Consider the following 16,621-nt stretch of genomic DNA (forward strand, 5'->3'; position numbering starts at 1 on the left):
ATCGTATCCAAGGCCGCGCTCGCCTGGCTCGCCGGGTGGCTCACCCCGGTGCCCGCCGAGAAGCGCACGGGCTGCGCGGCCGACGCTGCTCGCGGCGGCTCCGTAGGACCGGGGAAACCGTGATCGCCGGACACGGATGATCTCCGTGTGCCACCGTGAAGTCGCCCGCTGACGTCACAGCGACACGGAGGAGCCCATGACCGTCCCGACCCCCGAGCAGAGCGCGGCCGTCGACGCCTTCCGGCGCGGGGACCACCTGGTGCTCCAGGCAGGCGCCGGGACGGGCAAGACCACGACCCTGGCCATGCTCGCGAAGGACACGGGCGCGCGCGGCCGGTACATCGCCTTCAACAAGTCCATCGCCGTCGACGCGGCCCGCAAGTTCCCCGCCACCGTGGACTGCCGTACCGCCCACTCCCTCGCCTTCGGCGCGGTGGGCCGCCACTACGCCTCCCGGCTGAACGCCCCGAGGGTCCCCGGCTGGAAGACCGGCGCCTTACTCGGCATCGCGGTCAACATGCGCGTGCGCATCGGCGAGCGCAACGTCACCAACAAGGCGCTGTCCTACACGGCGCTGCGGACCGTCACCCGCTTCTGCCAGTCCGCGGACAGCACCATCAGGCGCCACCACGTCCCGCGGCTGCGCGGCATCGAGGCCGAGCACCTGCACGCCCAGCTCGTCGACGTCGTGCTGCCGTACGCGGTCAAGGCCTGGGAGGACCTGCAGAACCCCCACGAGGGCGTGGTCCGGTTCGACCACGACCACTACCTGAAGATCTGGGCCCTCACCGACCCGGTCATCCCGGCCGACTTCCTGCTGCTGGACGAGGCCCAGGACACCAACCCGGTGGTGGAGAAGATCTTCACTGCGCAGCGCGACCACGCCCAGCTCGTGATGGTCGGTGACTCGGCCCAGGCCATCTACGGATGGCGCGGTGCCAGGGACGTGATGACCGGCTTCGACGGGACGCAGCTGGCCCTGTCCCGGTCCTTCCGCTTCGGCTCCGCGCTCGCCGAGGAGGCCAACCGGTGGCTCCACCTCGCCGCCTCACCGCTCCGGCTTACCGGGACCCCGGCCATCGACACCCGGCTGGAGCGGGTGGAGCAGCCGGAGGCGATCCTGTGCCGGTCCAATGTCGGCGCCATGCTCGAAGTGATGCGGCTGCTGGAGGGCGGCCGCAGGGTCGCCCTCGTCGGCGGCGGCGAGGCGCTCAGCGCCCTCGCCCGGGCCGCCCGCGACCTCAAGGCCGGCAAGCGCACGACGCACCCCGAGCTGATCCTCTTCGACTCCTGGGGCGAGCTCCAGGAGTACGCCGAGTACGACCCGTCCGGCCGGGACCTGCTGCCGCTCGTCGATCTGGTGGACGAGCACGGGGTCGAGGTCATCCTGGCCGCCGTGGAGCGGCTTTCGGCCGAGCAGGGTGCCGAGATCGTGGTCTCCACCGCCCACAAGGCCAAGGGCCGTGAATGGGCCTCGGTCCGCATCGGCGAGGACTTCACCGAACCGGTGGACCCGGAGGAGACCGACGAGAACGGGGATCCGCTGCCGGGCGAGATCGACGATGCCGAGGCGCGCCTCGCCTACGTCGCCGTCACCCGCGCCCGCCTGCGGCTCGACATCGGCGGCCTCGGCTGGATCAACCGGCGCCCCGACGGCCGTCCGGGCGGTGGCGGGCCCGCCGACCCCTGGGCCACGCTGGGGCCTGCTCCGGCATGAGGCCGCCGGGCGTCGGCCGGCGGCGCCCGGTGGGCGGTCAGGAGGCGCCGGTGCCGCGGAGGCGGTCGCGGACCTTTTCCACGACGTCCGCGTAGCGGGCTTCCGCCCCGTAGCGGGTCGGTTCGTAGTAGCGCTTGCCGTGGATCGCGTCGGGGGCGTACTGCTGGGCGGCGATCGCCCCCGGCACGTCGTGCGGGTAGACGTAGCCCACCGCGTGCCCCAGCTTCGCCGCGCCCTTGTAGTGGCCGTCGCGCAGGTGCGCCGGCACCGCTCCGGCCAGGCCCGCCCGCACGTCCGCGAGGGCCGCGCCGATCGCGGTCGTCGCCGTGTTCGACTTCGGGGCCAGCGCCAGCGCGATCGTCACGTGCGACAGCGTCAGCGCCGCCTCCGGGAAGCCGATCATCGCCACCGCCTGGGCCGCGGCCACCGCGAGCGGAAGGGCCGCCGGGTCGGCCAGGCCGATGTCCTCGCTCGCCGAGATCATCAGACGCCGTGCGATGAACCGCGGGTCCTCCCCCGCCTCGATCATCCGGGCCAGGTAGTGCAGCGCGGCGTCCACGTCGGAGCCGCGGATCGACTTGATCAGCGCGCTCGCCACGTCGTAGTGCTGGTCGCCGTCCCGGTCGTAGGCCACGGCGGCCCGGTCCACGGTCTCCTCGACCGTCCGCAGCGTGATCTCGTCCTCGCCCTTGGCGATCGCCGCCCCGGCCGCCGCCTCCAGCGCCGTCAGCGCCCGCCGGGCGTCGCCGCCCGCGATCCGCAGCAGGTGCGCCTCGGCGTCCGCCGGCAGGGACACGGCCCCGCCGAGCCCCCGCTCCTCGGCCAGGGCCCGGTGCAGCAGCCCGCTGAGGTCCTCGTCGGTCAGCGGCTCCAGCGTCAGCAGCAGCGAGCGCGACAGCAGCGGGGAGATCACGGAGAAGTACGGGTTCTCGGTGGTCGCCGCGATCAGCGTCACCCACCGGTTCTCCACGGCCGGGAGCAGCGAGTCCTGCTGGGCCTTGCTGAAGCGGTGGATCTCGTCGAGGAAGAGGACGGTCTCCTTGCCGTACCCCCCGGCCGCCCGCTTGGCGCCCTCGATGACCGCCCGCACCTCCTTGACGCCGGCCGTGATGGCGGACAGCTCCACGAAGCGCTTCTGCGTCGCCTGGCTCACCACGTACGCGAGGGTGGTCTTGCCGATGCCGGGCGGGCCCCACAGGATCACCGACGAGGCGCCGGCCGGGCCGCCCGCGCCCTCCCCGACCAGCCGCCGCAGCGGCGATCCGGGCTTCAGCAGGTGCTGCTGGCCGACCACCTCGTCCAGCGTGCGCGGGCGCATGCGGACGGCGAGCGGCGAGCTCGCCGGATCCTTCTCCCGGCGGTCTTCGGCTGCGGCGGTGAACAGGTCTGGTTCCACACCGGAAGCCTATGCGCTCCCGCTGACAGAGCCGGCGGGCTCAGGAGGTCCAGAAGTCCCACCAGCGGGTCAGGATCAGCATGCCGATGATGCCGATGTGCAGCACGGGCAGGACCCAGGTGAACTCGTCGAGGAAGCCGCGCAGCCAGCCGGGGGCGGGCAGCAGGCCCTCGCGCACGTTGTGCGCGGTGACGTACCAGAACAGGAGGATCGTGGCGACCCAGGCCAGGCAGCACCACAGGCACAGCGCATTGATGTTGTACAGCGACTGGTAGGTGAGCCAGGCGCAGAAGACGACGCCGAAGAGGCACCCGGCGTTGAAGGTCAGCCAGTACCAGGGCCGGAACCGGGCCCCGGCGAACAGGCTCATGCCGACGCAGATCACGATGCCGTACGCGACGAGGCCCATCATCGGGTTGGGGAACCCGAAGGCGGAGGCCTGCTCGCTCTTCATGATGCTGCCGCAGGAGACGATCGGGTTGAGGCTGCAGCCCGGGGTGAAGTTCGGGTCCTCGAGCAGCTTGAACTTGTCGATCGTGATCACCCAGGCCGCGAGCAGCCCGGCCGCGCCGGTTATCACCAGCAGCCAGGCCAGCGCCCGGCTCGCGCCGACGGTCCGCACGGTTTTCTCGCCTGTAGTCGTCATGCGGTGCATTCTGCCGCACGGTTCTTTGAGCCCGGCCGGCAAGCAACCGCGTACGGCCACCCGCGGAGAACGAGGCCGGACGGTATGCCCGTCCGGCCTCCCAGCCTCACGCGAGCTTCGCGCGCACGCTCTCGATGAGCCCGTCCAGAGCCACGGCGGTCTGCTCGCCCGACTCCATCTCCTTGACCTGGACGACGCCCTCGGCGAGGTCCCGCTCGCCCGCGATGATCGCCAAGCGGGCACCCGAGCGGTTCGCGCCCTTCATCGCCGCCTTCAGGCCCTTCCCGCCGTACGAGAAGTCCGAGGCGATGCCGGCCGCGCGCAGTTGCGTGACGACGCCGAACAGCACGCGCTTCGCCTCGTCGCCCAGCGGAACCGCGTAGACCTCCGCAACCGGCGGGATGTCCAGCTCGACGCCCTCGGCCTCCAGGGCCAGGACCGTGCGGTCCACGCCCAGCGCCCAGCCCACCGACGGCAGCGCCGGGCCGCCGATCATCTCGGACAGGCCGTCGTAGCGGCCGCCGCCGCCGACCGCGGACTGCGAGCCCAGGCCGTCGTGCACGAACTCGAAGGTGGTGCGGGTGTAGTAGTCCAGGCCGCGCACCAGCTTCTCGTCGTCCTCGAAGGCGACCCCGGCGGCCGTGATCAGCGCCCGGACCTCCTCGTGGTACGCCTTGCACGCGTCGCAGAGGTAGTCGCGCAGCAGCGGGGCGTCGACCAGCTGCTTCTGTACGTCGGCCCGCTTGTCGTCGAGCACCCGCAGCGGGTTGATCTCGGCGCGGCGCAGGGTCTCCTCGTCCAGGTCGAGTCCGCGCAGGAAGGTCTGGAGCGCCTCGCGGTAGACCGGGCGGCACTCCTTGTCGCCGAGCGAGTTCAGCAGGATCCGGAAGTTGCTCAGGCCCAGCGAGCGGTACGCCTGGTCGGCCAGGATGATCAGCTCGGCGTCCAGCGCGGGGTCCTCGGCGCCGATCGCCTCGGCACCGACCTGGGAGAAGTGGCGGTAGCGGCCCTTCTGGGGGCGCTCGTAGCGGTAGTACGAACCGGAGTACCAGAGCTTGACCGGCAGGCCTCCGGCCTTGTGGAGGTTGGCCTCCAGCGCCGCGCGCAGGACGGATGCCGTGCCCTCGGGGCGGAGCGCCAGGTTGGCGCCGCCCTTGGTGGTCAGCGTGAACATTTCCTTGGTCACGATGTCGGTCGATTCGCCGACGCCGCGGGCGAACAGCTCGACGTCCTCGAACCCCGGCGTCTCGACGTATCCGTAGCCGGCCTTGCGCAGCGGGCCGGAGATGGCCTCGCGGACGGCCAGGTACTTCGCCGAGAACGGCGGGATCAGGTCGTAGGTGCCCTTGGGGGCCTTGAAGGTGCTCACGAAAGTCTCGTCACATTCCTCGTCGTGGAGCGGCCGTCGGGTCCGCTGCCAGGCCGGCGGCGACCTCCCGCAGGTACGGGTTGGTCGCGCGCTCGCGGCCGATGGTGGTCTGGGGACCGTGGCCGGACAGCACCACGGTCGAGTCGTCGAGCGGCAGGCACACGCGGGCCAGCGATTCGAGCATCTCGGCGTGGGAGCCGCCGGGCAGGTCGGTGCGTCCGATGGAGCCGGCGAAGAGCAGGTCGCCCGAGAAGAACACCGAGGGGATGTCGGACTGCTCGGGCATCCGGAAGGTCACCGACCCCTTGGTATGGCCGGGCGCGTGCGCCACCGTGAAGTCCAGTCCGGCCAGCTTCAGCCCCGCGCCGTCGGTCAGCTCGCGGACGTCGTCCGGCTCGCCGATGGTGAGCTCGCCCATCAGGGGCATCCCGATGGAGCGGCCGAGGGCCTTCTCCGGGTCGCTCATCATGTAGCGGTCCTCGGGGTGGATCCAGGCCGGCACGTCGTGCGCTCCGCACACCGGGACCACGGAGGCCACATGGTCGATGTGGCCGTGGGTGAGGACGACCGCGACGGGCTTGAGCCGGTGCTTCCTCAGCGTTTCCTCGACGCCCTGGGTCGCCTGGTGGCCCGGGTCGATGATCACGCACTCCTCGCCTGCGGCGGGGGCGACCACGTAGCAGTTGGTACCCCAGGCCCCGGCGGGGAAGCCGGCAATCAGCACGTTCGTCCTCATTCGTCGTCCGGCGGGAGCGGCCGCAGCGGCCCGTCTCGGCAATGCTGCTGCTCAGAGCCTACCGGCGCGGCTCGTTTCACAGCGAACCCATATACGGTACGGCCTTACCGAGCCCGGACAGCGGTACCAGACACGTACAAGGAGACGACCCGGTGGTCACGAGCGATCAGCGGCGGCGACAGCTCGCCAGGGAGAAGTACGAGCGCCAGCAGAAGCGCCGGGCGGAGGCCCGCCGCAGGGCGCGCAAGCGGGCGGCGGTGATCGGCGCGGCGGCGGCCGTGGTGGTCGCGGCGCTGGTGGGCCTGGTCGTGGGCGGCGTCTTCGACAAGGACAAGAAGGACCGGGCGGCGGAGCCGAACGCGAACCCGTCGGCGTCGGCGAGCCCGAAGAGCTCCCCGGCCCCCGCGATGGCGATCGACCAGAAGGCGAAGTACACCTTCGACCTGAAGACGAGCGCGGGTGAGATCAAGGTCGAGATGGACGCGGCCAAGACCCCGGAGACCGTCAACTCCTTCAAGGCGCTGGCGGACAAGGGCTTCTTCGACAACACCAAGTGCCACCGCCTGACCACCTCGGGGATCTACGTGCTCCAGTGCGGCGACCCGGAGGGCACGGGCATGGGCGGCCCCGGCTACACGATCGCGGACGAGAACCTCGACGCCCTGGGCAAGCCCAACGAGCAGGGCCAGGTCGTGTACCCGGCGGGCACGGTGGCGATGGCCAACACGGGCCGGCCGCACACCGGCGGCAGCCAGTTCTTCCTGGTCTACAAGGACAGCCCGCTGGCGCCGTCGTACACGCCCTTCGGCAAGATCGACGCGGCGGGGCTGAAGGCCCTGGAGGAGGTCGCCAAGGCCGGTACCGCCGACGGCGGCCAGGACGGGGCCCCGAAGACCCCCGTGACCGTCCAGAAGGCCGCCGTCACCCAGAACTGACCGTCCCCGGCGGCGCGCCCGGCCGGCCGCACGCCCCCTGCGGCGATATTCCGTCGTGCGGGATGCGGACAGCCGGCCCGGCGGTCGCCTATGTTGGCGTTGTGCAGGGCGGGCGCTGCCCGCCCCAGGAAACTGTGGACGATGCCCGGGGGGTGAATCCCTCGCGGGCATCAGGTGGAGGAGGCGCTGTGAGCAGCGACCCGTGGGGCCGCGTCGACGAGACGGGCACCGTGTACGTGCGTACTGCCGAGGGGGAGAAGGTCGTCGGCTCGTGGCAGGCGGGCACCCCCGAGGAGGCCCTGGCCTACTTCGAGCGCAAGTACGAGGGCCTGGTGGTCGAGATCGGCCTCCTCGAGCGGCGGGTGCGGACCACCGATCTGTCCGCCAAGGACGCGCAGACCGCGATCGACCACCTGCGCGCGCAGGTGGAGGAGCACCATGCGGTGGGCGACCTGGACGCCCTGCGCGCCCGGCTGGACAAGCTGGTCGCGGCGGTGGACTCCCGGCGCGAGGAGCGCCGCGCCCAGAAGGCCAGGCAGGCGGACGAGGCCCGTGCGGCCAAGGACGCGCTGGTGGCCGAGGCCGAGGAGCTGGCGCAGAGCGACCAGTGGCGGGCCGCGGGCGAGCGGCTGCGCGCCCTGGTGGACACCTGGAAGGGTCTGCCGCGCCTGGACCGCAAGTCGGACGACGAGCTGTGGCACCGCTTCTCGCACGCCCGGTCCGCCTTCTCCAAGCGCCGCAAGGCGCACTTCGCCTCGCTGGACGCGCAGCGCGAGGACGCCCGCAAGGTCAAGGAGAAGCTGGTCGCCGAGGCCGAGTCGCTGTCGAAGTCCACGGACTGGGGTCCCACGGCCGCCCGCTACCGCGAGCTGATGGCGGACTGGAAGGCGGCGGGCCGGGCGCAGCGCGAGGCCGAGGACGACCTGTGGAACCGTTTCCGCGGTGCGCAGGACGTGTTCTTCGCCGCCCGCTCGGAGGTGTTCGCGGAGCGCGACGCCGAGCAGGTCGAGAACCTGAAGCTGAAGGAGGAGCTGGCCGAGGAGGCCGAGAAGCTCGTCCCGGTGACGGACCTGAAGGCGGCGCGGGCCGCGTTCCGTTCCATCAACGAGCGCTGGGAGGCCATCGGCCACGTGCCGCGCGACGCCCGCCCGAAGGTCGAGGGCCGGATGCACGCGGTGGAGCGGGCCATCCAGGAGGCCGAGGAGGGCGAGTGGCGGCGTACGAACCCGGAGGCGCGGGCCCGTGCGGCCGGCCTGACGGGTCAGCTGCAGGCGGCGGTCGACAAGCTCCGCGAGCAGATCGACGCGGCCCGCGCGGCGGGCAACAACGCGAAGGCCGACAAGCTGTCGCGTGAGCTGGAGGGCCGCCAGGCCCTGCTGGACCAGGCGCTGAAGGGCCTGGAGGAGTTCGGCGGCTGAGATTGCCCGCCGCACGGCGAAGGGCCCCGGTACGCGCAGTGCGTACCGGGGCCCTTCGCCGTGCGGCGCTACGGCCTGCGGGCCGAGGTCACGCGGTAGACGTCGTAGACGCCCTCGACGCCCCGTACGGCCTTCAGGACGTGGCCCAGGTGCTTCGGATCGCCCATCTCGAAGGTGAAGCGGGAGGTGGCCACCCGGTCGCGGGAGGTCTGGACGGCCGCCGAGAGGATGTTCACGTGCTGGTCCGACAGGACGCGGGTGACGTCCGAGAGCAGGCGGGAGCGGTCCAGTGCCTCGACCTGGATGGCGACCAGGAAGACCGAGGACTGGGTGGGCGCCCACTCGACCTCGAGGATCCGCTCGGGCTGCTGCGAGAGCGAGTCCACGTTGACGCAGTCCGCGCGGTGAACCGATACGCCGCTGCCGCGGGTGACGAATCCGATGATCGGGTCGCCGGGGACCGGGGTGCAGCAGCGGGCCAGCTTGACCCAGACGTCGTCCACGCCCTTGACGACCACACCGGGGTCGGCGCTGCCGCGCCGCTTGGTGCGGGCGCGGGACGGCGGGACGCTCTCCTCGATGTCCTCGCTGGCGGCGTCCTCGCCACCGAGGGCCTGGACGAGCTTCTGGACGACGCCCTGCGCGGCGACGTGGCCCTCGCCGATCGCCGCGTACAGGGAGGAGATGTCGGGGTAGCGCATCTCGTGGGCGAGGGTGACGAGCGAGTCGCCGGTCAGGATGCGCTGGATCGGCAGGTTCTGCTTGCGCATGGCCCGCGCGATGGCGTCCTTGCCGTGCTCGATGGCCTCGTCGCGGCGCTCCTTGGAGAACCAGCCGCGGATCTTGTTGCGGGCGCGCGGCGACTTGACGAAGCCGAGCCAGTCGCGGGAGGGTCCGGCGCCCTCGGCCTTGGAGGTGAAGACCTCGACGAGGTCGCCGTTGTCGAGGGTCGACTCCAGCGGGACCAGGCGCCCGTTGACGCGCGCGCCTATGGTGCGGTGGCCGACCTCGGTGTGGACGGCGTACGCGAAGTCCACGGGGGTGGCGCCGGCGGGCAGGGCGATGACGTCGCCCTTGGGGGTGAAGACGAAGACCTCGTTGCGCGAGAGGTCGAAGCGCAGGGAGTCGAGGAACTCGCCGGGGTCCTCGGTCTCCTTCTGCCAGTCCAGCAGCTGGCGCAGCCAGGCCATGTCGTTGACGGTGTCCTGGCCGGCGCTGCCCTTGGCGGCCTGCGGGACGTCGGTGCGGATCTTGGAGGCGCCGGCGACGGTCTGCTGCTTGTACTTCCAGTGCGCGGCGATGCCGTACTCGGCGCGGCGGTGCATGTCGAAGGTGCGGATCTGGAGTTCGACCGGCTTGCCGTTGGGCCCGATGACCGTCGTGTGCAGCGACTGGTACATGTTGAACTTGGGCATCGCGATGTAGTCCTTGAACCGGCCGGGGACCGGGTTCCACCGCGCGTGCACGGTGCCGAGTGCGGCGTAGCAGTCGCGGACGGTGTCGACGAGGACGCGGATGCCCACCAGGTCGTAGATCTCCGCGAAGTCGCGGCCGCGGACGATCATCTTCTGGTAGACGCTGTAGTAGTGCTTGGGCCGGCCGGTGACGGTGGCCTTGATCCGGGCGGCTCTGAGGTCGGTCTGCACCTCGTCGGTGACGAGGGCGAGGTACTCGTCCCGCTTGGGGGCGCGTTCGGCGACGAGCCGGACGATCTCGTCGTACATCTTGGGGTAGAGGATCGCGAAGGCGAGGTCCTCGAGCTCCCACTTGATCGTGTTCATGCCGAGGCGGTGGGCCAGCGGCGCGTAGATCTCGAGGGTCTCGCGGGCCTTCTTCTCCTGCTTCTCCCGCTTGAGGTAGCGCATGGTGCGCATGTTGTGCAGGCGGTCGGCGAGCTTGATCACCAGGACGCGGGGGTCCTTGGCCATGGCGACGACCATCTTGCGGACGGTCTCGGCCTGGGCGGCCTCGCCGAACTTGACCCGGTCGAGCTTGGTGACGCCGTCGACGAGGAGGGCCACCGCGTCGCCGAAGTCGCGGCGCAGGTCCTCCAGCCCGTACTCGGTGTCCTCGACGGTGTCGTGCAGCAGACCCGCCATCAGGGTGGCCGGGTCCATACCGAGCTCGGCGAGGATGGTGGTGACCGCGAGCGGGTGGGTGATGTACGGGTCGCCGCTCTTGCGCTTCTGGCCGCGGTGCCAGCGCTCGGCGACCTGGTAGGCCTGCTCGATCTGGCGCAGCGTGGCCGTCTCGATCTTCGGGTCGTTGCTGCGGACTATGCGCAGCAGGGGTTCCAGTACCGGGTTGTACGGGTTGGAACGCTGGACACCGAGGCGGGCGAGCCGGGCGCGCACACGGTTGGAGGACCCCGCGGACTTCGCCGGCGCGGGCCTCACGGGCGGGGCCGGCGGAGGCGTGGCGGGGGGCGCCGCGGCCTTGTCGGCCTGCGGGTCGGGCTGCGCGGCGGAGAGTGGCTGGACCTCGTCTGGCAAGAGCGCTCCTCTGGGGGTCCCCCCGGACGGGGTTCGAGGGGAGGATCCGGTGCCCCGGTCAGGTCCGGATAACCCATGGTAGCGAGGGTTCCGCCTACCTGTTCCCCCAGCCCGCATGGCGGGCACCCCGACGCGACCACACCGCGCCGACACCGCGCAGCCCCGCCGCACCCTCCAGCCCCGCCGGCGCTCCAGGCGGACACGGTGAAAGGGCGGGGCGGGGAGAGGGCACCCGCAGCGGACCCGCACACGCCGAAGCGGCGGGCACCCGGGATGGACCCGGACACCCGCCGCTTCGGCAAGCGGGACCGACCGTCAGACGACGATCAGCGCATCCAGCGGGGCCCCCTCAAGGGCATCGGCCAGCTTCGCGCGGCCGGGCAGGAACGACAGCTCCATGAGCACCGCCACGCCCGCGACCTCGGCGCCGGCCCGGCGGATCAGCGACAGCGAGGCCTCGGCGGTGCCGCCGGTGGCCAGGACGTCGTCGATGACCATGACCCGGTCGCCGGCCCGCAGGTCCTCGGCGTGGACCTCGATCTCCGCGGTCCCGTACTCCAGCTCGTACGCCTGGGACAGGGTGGCGCCGGGCAGCTTGCCGGCCTTGCGGACCGGCACGAAGCCGATGCCCGCGTGGACGGCCACCGGCGCGGCGAGGATGAAGCCGCGCGCCTCCAGACCGACGATCTTCGTGGCGCCGTAGGACTCGGCCAGCCCGGCCAGCGTGTCCGTCAGGGCCGTGAAGGCCTTCGGGTCGGCCAGCAGCGGGGTGATGTCCTTGAACACCACGCCGGGCTTCGGGTAGTCGGGGACGTCCTTGATCCGGCTGAGCAGCAGCTCGTGCACTGCGGGGGACAGCGTGCTCACCGGCGCCGCCCCGACCGGCCCTGGGCCACGATCTGCGGCGCGTCCGTGCTCTCGTACGCCTCACCGGCGCCCTCGGACTCGCCCTTGGCGGCCGAGGAGGCGCGCTTGGCCAGGACCCGCTTGCGCAGGGCCTTCATCGCCGGCTCGCGCTCCTTGAGGTCCACGACGAGCGGGGTCGCGATGAAGATCGAGGAGTACGCACCGGCCGCGAGGCCGACGAACAGCGACAGCGAGATGTCGTTGAGCATGCCCGCGCCGAGGAAGCCGCCGCCGATGAACAGCAGGGCCGCCACCGGCAGGAGCGCCACGACGGTGGTGTTGATCGAGCGGACCAGGGTGCCGTTGATGCTGCGGTTGGCGATCTCGCTGAAGGTGTAGCGGGTCTGCTTCGTGATGTCCTTCGACTGCTCCTTCAGGCCGTCGAAGACGACGACGGTGTCGTAGAGCGAGTAGCCGAGGATGGTCAGCAGACCGATCACGGTGCCCGGGGTGACCTCGAAGCCGACCAGCGCGTAGATGCCGACGGTGATGGTGAGGTCGTGGATCAGGGCGACCAGCGCGGCGACCGCCATCCGCCATTCGAAGGCGATCGCGAGGTAGATCACCACGAGGACCATGAAGACGCCGAGGCCCGTCCAGGCCTTGGTCGCGATCTGCTCGCCCCAGCTGGGGCCGACCAGGTCCGCGTTGATGTCGCCTTCCTTGACCTTGAGGTCGGTGGCCAGCTGCTTCTTCACGTCGGCCGCGGCGTCGGTGTCCAGACCGGAGATCTGGATGCGCAGGCCGCCGGTGCCGAGCTGCTGCACGATCGCCTCGTGGCCGGAGGCCTTCTTGGCCTCCTCGGTCGCCTTCGCGGCGGACACGGCGGTCTTCGGGGTGGTGAAGACGGCACCGCCCTTGAACTCGATGCCCATGTTCAGGCCCTGGACGGCCAGGCCCACGATCGCCGTGATGGTGATCAGGACGGAAACGCCGTACCAGAGAAAGCGCTTGCCGACGAAGTCGTAGCCGACCTCGCCGCGGTACAGCCTGGCGCCGAGATCTCCCAGCTTCGACATCTCTCACGCCTCCTTTGCGTCGACGGGAGCGGTGACGGAACCGGAACCGGTGCGGCGGGACCGGCGCAGCGGCGGCTTGGCGCCGAGCCGCTTCGGGTCGAGCCCGGACCAGGGGTGACCGCTGGAGAAGAACTTCGTACGGGCCATCAGCGTCATGATCGGCTTGGTGAAGAGGAACACCACGACCACGTCGAGCAGGGTGGTCAGACCCAGGGTGAAGGCGAAGCCCTGCACCTTGCCGACGGTGACGATGAAGAGCACCGCAGCGGCCAGGAACGACACGAAGTCGGAGACCAGGATGGTGCGCCGGGCGCGCGGCCAGGCCCGCTCCACCGCGGGACGCAGCGTGCGGCCCTCGCGGATCTCGTCGCGGATGCGCTCGAAGTAGACGATGAACGAGTCCGCGGTGATGCCGATCGCGACGATCGCACCGCACACGGCGGGCAGGTTCAGGGCGAAACCGATGCCCTTGCCCAGCAGCGCCATGATCGTGTACGTGAGGATCGCGGACACCATGAGGCTGACGATCGCGATGAACGACAGGCCGCGGTAGTACACCAGCAGGTAGATCACCACGAGGGCCAGGCCGATGGCGCCGGCGATCAGGCCGGCCTTGAGCTGCTCCCCGCCGAGGGCGGCGGTGACGGTGGTGACGCTGTCCTCGCTGAAGGACAGCGGCAGGGCGCCGTACGAGAGCATGTTGCCCAGGTCCTGCGCGGACTGCTGGGTGAAGCCGCCGGAGATCTCGGCGTTGCCGCCGGTCAGCGCCTCGCTGACGGACGGGTCGGAGATGACCTCGCCGTCGAGCACGATGGCGAACTGGTTCTGCGGCATCTGCTTGGTGGCCAGCTCACCGGTGATCTTGGCGAACTTGTCGGCGCCCTTGTCGGTGAACTGCATGGTGACGATCCAGGCGCCGCGCCGCGGGTCGATCACGCCCTTGGCGTCCTTGACGTCGGTACCGGCGACACCGGCCGGGCCGAGGATCCACTTGCCCCAGGCGTTGCCGCGCTTGCCGCAGGCGAGCGTCGGCTCCTCGGGCTTGGCGCCCTTGCCGACGGCGGCGCGCTGCTGCTCGTTGGTGCAGTCCAGGGCCGCGAACTTGGCCTGGAGGTCGGCGGCGGTCGCGTCCGCGCCCGACGGGACCGGAGTGGGGGACGGAGCGGCCTTGTTGTCGTCTGCCTTCTTCGACTCGCTCGCCGACGGCGAGGGCGAGGGCGAGGCGGTCGCGGCGGGGGCCTTGAGGGCCTCGCTGAGCGCACGGCCCTGCGAAGTGGCGCTGGACGACGGGGTGGCCGACGCGCTGGGCTTGCTGCCCTCGGCCTTGGGGGCGCCGGAGGCGCCCGTGGAGGGGCTCGCCGAGGGGCTCGGCGTGCCCTGGGGGGCTGCCGGGGCGCCGTCGGCGAAGGCCAGGACCGGCCGGAAGTACAGCTGGGCGGTGGTGCCGACCTGCTCGCGGGCCTGCTTCTCGTTCGTCCCCTTGGGGATGTTCACGATGATGTGGTCGCGGCCCTGCGTCTGGACCTCGGCCTCCGAGACGCCGAGACCGTTGACGCGGCGCTCGATGATGCCGACCGCCGTGTTCATGTTGGTCTCGTTGATGGCGTCCGGCTTGCCGGGCTCGCTCTTGGCCTTGAGCGTGATGCTCGTGCCGCCCGCGAGGTCGATGCCGAGCCGGGGAGTCGTCTGCTTGGTGAGGAACATCCCCGCGGTGAGCGCCACCATCGCGATCAGGATGACCGCCAGGGCGCGCCCCGGCCTCCCCTGAGCCCCCGTGGGCCGCCGGCCCTTCTTCGGTGCTGCCACCTTGTCGTATCTCCCTGTCCAACCGTCCGGCGCCGGGGTTCGGCGCGCGGACGGCCACGAAAATGTGTGGTGGGGACCCCTGCCCCCCGCAGAAGTGTCACTGACGGGGACCGCGCGGCCGCCGGTCGGGCGGGGCCGCGGTCCCCGGCCGCGCGCTACTTCGCGCCGGCCTCGCCGTCGCCCTTTCCGTCACCCTCGGTGTCGGGTCGGTCCTTCTTGCCCAGGTCGAGCTTGGGAGCCTCGTCCTCGTCCTTGGCGAGGTCGGCCTTGGGGGCCTCGTCCTCGTCCTTGGTCAGGGAGGAGATGTCGTCGGGGACGACGGGCGCGTCGTGCTCGGCCGCGGCCTCGGCGCCGTGGACGATGCGGTTGTACTCCGCGTCCTCCAGGACGGCGGCGATGGACATCTTCGCGTAGATCGCGTGGACACCGGGGGCCACCTCAAGGGTGACGGTGTCGTCGCCGATCTCCTTCACCGTGGCGTACATGCCGCCGATGGTGCGGACCCCGGTGCCGGGCGTCATGTGGTCGCGCATCTGCGCGGCCTGCTGCTGCTTCTTCTTCGCGGAGCGGGTCATCAGGAACATCGCCCCGATGAGCACGATGAACGGGAGGAGTGTCACGAGATTCACGGGACGGAGATCCTTCGCACGACCGCACGGGAGACGGCCTTTTTCTACGGGGGTGGGCACACCGACCCGAAGGGTCGGCATCGGCGGAGTCTAGGCGAGTCCGCACCGATGGAACAACGCCCAGCATGGCACCGCAGTTCCTGACCGGGCCAACCTCCGCGCCGTCACACCCCGAACAGGCCCTGTTGTCCGGCGGATCCGCCGCCGCCCTGCTGCGGCGGGACAAGTCCCAGGTGAGCCCATGCGGCGGGGGTCGCGATCCGGCCGCGCGGGGTACGGGCGAGGAGCCCCTCGCGCACGAGGAACGGCTCGGCGACCTCCTCCACGGTCTCCCGTTCCTCGCCGACGGCCACGGCGAGGGTGGACAGGCCCACGGGGCCGCCGCCGAACAGCTTGAGCAGGGCCTCCAGCACCGCCCGGTCGAGCCGGTCCAGGCCGCGCCCGTCGACCTCGTACACCTGCAGGGCGGTGGCGGCCACCTCGCGGGTGATCACCCCGTCGGCCCTGACCTGGGCGTAGTCGCGGACGCGGCGCAGCAGCCGGTTCGCGATGCGCGGCGTGCCGCGGGAGCGGCCGGCGATCTCGGCGGCGCCCGCGGGATCGATCTCCACGTCGAGCAGGCCGGCGGAGCGGCGGATGACGCGCTCCAGCTCCTCGGGGGCGTAGAACTCCATGTGCCCGGTGAAGCCGAAGCGGTCGCGCAGCGGCGGCGGCAGCAGGCCGGCCCGGGTCGTCGCCCCGACCAGGGTGAACGGCGGCAGCTCCAGCGGGATCGCGGTGGCGCCGGGGCCCTTGCCGACGATGACGTCGACGCGGAAGTCCTCCATGGCCATGTACAGCATCTCCTCGGCGGGCCGCGACATGCGGTGGATCTCGTCGAGGAAGAGGACCTCGCCCTCCTGGAGGGAGGAGAGGATGGCGGCGAGGTCGCCGGCGTGCTGGATGGCGGGGCCGGAGGTGATCCGGATGGGCGCGCCCATCTCCGCCGCGATGATCATCGAGAGGGTGGTCTTGCCGAGGCCGGGGGCGCCGGAGAGCAGGACGTGGTCGGCGGTGGCGCCCCGCTGCCGGGCTGCCTTCAGGACCAGGTCGAGCTGCTGGCGGACCTTCTCCTGGCCGACGAACTCGCCGAGGTCCTTGGGGCGCAGGGCCGCCTCGACGGCGGTGTCCTCGCCGTCGGCTGCCGGTGCCACGATGCGGTCGCCCTCGGCGGGGGCCGCCTCGGTGTCGTCGTCCCAGTTCACGGTGTCAGTCTGCCTTCTCGGTCGTGCGGTGCGGTGGTCCTGCGGTGCGGGCCCCCGGGCCCTGCGGGGCTGTCCCCTCCCCGCCCCTTCCCGCTGTGCCGGATCTGCGGCTGCGCCGCGTGGCGGGCTCCGCCCCCGGCCCCGTTCCGGGCGCTTCGCGCCCGGTGCGCTCAAACGCCGCGCGGGCTGGATTGTGCCGCTGCGCGGCAATTCCAGCCCCGCCGGCGTTTGAGGCGCGGGCCGCGGGGGCGGACGCGGCGGCGCCGGCGGACGCAGACGCGTCCCGGGCGCCCTCGTCCGCGGCGGCT

General features: G+C 71.6%; 13 protein-coding genes. 3 read left to right on the plus strand and 10 right to left on the minus strand.

The genetic code is table 11. The annotated features are described in order from the left end of the window. The first annotated feature begins 196 nt into the window (after window positions 1-196). On the plus strand, window positions 197-1,717 hold the full coding sequence (locus tag AB0953_RS27445) for a UvrD-helicase domain-containing protein (RefSeq protein WP_366862239.1): 1,521 nt from the start codon (window positions 197-199) through the stop codon (window positions 1,715-1,717). A 37-nt stretch (window positions 1,718-1,754) separates the two neighbouring features. Here the strand turns inward: AB0953_RS27445 and AB0953_RS27450 are convergent, their stop codons facing one another. From AB0953_RS27450 to AB0953_RS27465, 4 genes are all read right to left on the minus strand, one after another. Then, complete coding sequence (locus AB0953_RS27450) at window positions 1,755-3,113, minus strand: replication-associated recombination protein A (RefSeq protein ID WP_366862240.1); 1,359 nt, start codon at window positions 3,111-3,113, stop codon at window positions 1,755-1,757. A 40-nt stretch (window positions 3,114-3,153) separates the two neighbouring features. Further along, window positions 3,154-3,768, minus strand: coding sequence for a vitamin K epoxide reductase family protein (locus tag AB0953_RS27455; RefSeq protein ID WP_366862241.1), 615 nt, complete (start codon window positions 3,766-3,768; stop codon window positions 3,154-3,156). 97 nt (window positions 3,769-3,865) lie between these two features. Next, entirely contained in the window at window positions 3,866-5,128 is a 1,263-nt protein-coding gene (hisS, locus tag AB0953_RS27460) for a histidine--tRNA ligase (RefSeq protein ID WP_362175909.1), read from the minus strand. A 10-nt stretch (window positions 5,129-5,138) separates the two neighbouring features. Then, a complete protein-coding gene (locus tag AB0953_RS27465; RefSeq protein ID WP_366862242.1) occupies window positions 5,139-5,852 on the minus strand; it encodes an MBL fold metallo-hydrolase in 714 nt (237 codons plus the stop codon). A gap of 164 nt (window positions 5,853-6,016) precedes the next feature. On the opposite strand from AB0953_RS27465, the gene AB0953_RS27470 reads away from it, so the two are divergent. Both AB0953_RS27470 and AB0953_RS27475 read left to right on the plus strand, forming a co-directional pair. Beyond that, complete coding sequence (locus AB0953_RS27470; RefSeq protein ID WP_366862243.1) at window positions 6,017-6,799, plus strand: peptidylprolyl isomerase; 783 nt, start codon at window positions 6,017-6,019, stop codon at window positions 6,797-6,799. A 188-nt stretch (window positions 6,800-6,987) separates the two neighbouring features. Next, window positions 6,988-8,217, plus strand: a complete 1,230-nt coding sequence (locus AB0953_RS27475) for a DUF349 domain-containing protein (protein ID WP_366862244.1) — start codon at window positions 6,988-6,990, stop codon at window positions 8,215-8,217. 68 nt (window positions 8,218-8,285) lie between these two features. Here AB0953_RS27475 and AB0953_RS27480 read toward each other — a convergent pair whose 3' ends face one another. From AB0953_RS27480 to ruvB, 6 genes are all read right to left on the minus strand, one after another. After that, a complete protein-coding gene (locus tag AB0953_RS27480; protein WP_366862245.1) occupies window positions 8,286-10,709 on the minus strand; it encodes a bifunctional (p)ppGpp synthetase/guanosine-3',5'-bis(diphosphate) 3'-pyrophosphohydrolase in 2,424 nt (807 codons plus the stop codon). 315 nt (window positions 10,710-11,024) lie between these two features. Then, window positions 11,025-11,567: an adenine phosphoribosyltransferase gene (locus tag AB0953_RS27485; protein ID WP_366862259.1), complete on the minus strand. Its 543-nt coding sequence runs from the start codon at window positions 11,565-11,567 to the stop codon at window positions 11,025-11,027. Window positions 11,568-11,572: 5 nt separating this feature from the next. Continuing rightward, the gene (secF, locus tag AB0953_RS27490; RefSeq protein WP_366862246.1) at window positions 11,573-12,634 is read right to left on the minus strand and encodes a protein translocase subunit SecF; all 1,062 of its coding nucleotides are present in this window, start codon (window positions 12,632-12,634) and stop codon (window positions 11,573-11,575) included. A gap of 3 nt (window positions 12,635-12,637) precedes the next feature. Then, window positions 12,638-14,440, minus strand: a complete 1,803-nt coding sequence (gene secD / locus AB0953_RS27495; RefSeq protein ID WP_366862247.1) for a protein translocase subunit SecD — start codon at window positions 14,438-14,440, stop codon at window positions 12,638-12,640. A gap of 155 nt (window positions 14,441-14,595) precedes the next feature. After that, on the minus strand, window positions 14,596-15,069 hold the full coding sequence (gene yajC / locus AB0953_RS27500; RefSeq protein WP_366862249.1) for a preprotein translocase subunit YajC: 474 nt from the start codon (window positions 15,067-15,069) through the stop codon (window positions 14,596-14,598). A gap of 164 nt (window positions 15,070-15,233) precedes the next feature. Beyond that, window positions 15,234-16,313 carry a Holliday junction branch migration DNA helicase RuvB gene (ruvB, locus tag AB0953_RS27505; RefSeq protein WP_366862250.1) on the minus strand — a complete coding sequence of 360 codons (1,080 nt, stop codon included), beginning with the start codon at window positions 16,311-16,313 and terminating at the stop codon, window positions 15,234-15,236. Between the last annotated feature and the right edge of the window lie 308 nt (window positions 16,314-16,621).

Origin of the sequence: Streptomyces sp. NPDC046866 (genome assembly GCF_040704625.1) — a bacterium.
Taxonomy (GTDB): domain Bacteria; phylum Actinomycetota; class Actinomycetes; order Streptomycetales; family Streptomycetaceae; genus Streptomyces.

Excerpts from the sequence above, each read along its gene's own strand:
- AB0953_RS27445 (WP_366862239.1), top strand. The coding sequence starts at position 197 with ATGACCGTCCCGACCCCCGAGCAGAGCGCGGCCGTCGACGCCTTCCGG.
- AB0953_RS27455 (WP_366862241.1), bottom strand. The coding sequence starts at position 3,768 with ATGCACCGCATGACGACTACAGGCGAGAAAACCGTGCGGACCGTCGGC.
- secF (WP_366862246.1), bottom strand. The coding sequence starts at position 12,634 with ATGTCGAAGCTGGGAGATCTCGGCGCCAGGCTGTACCGCGGCGAGGTC.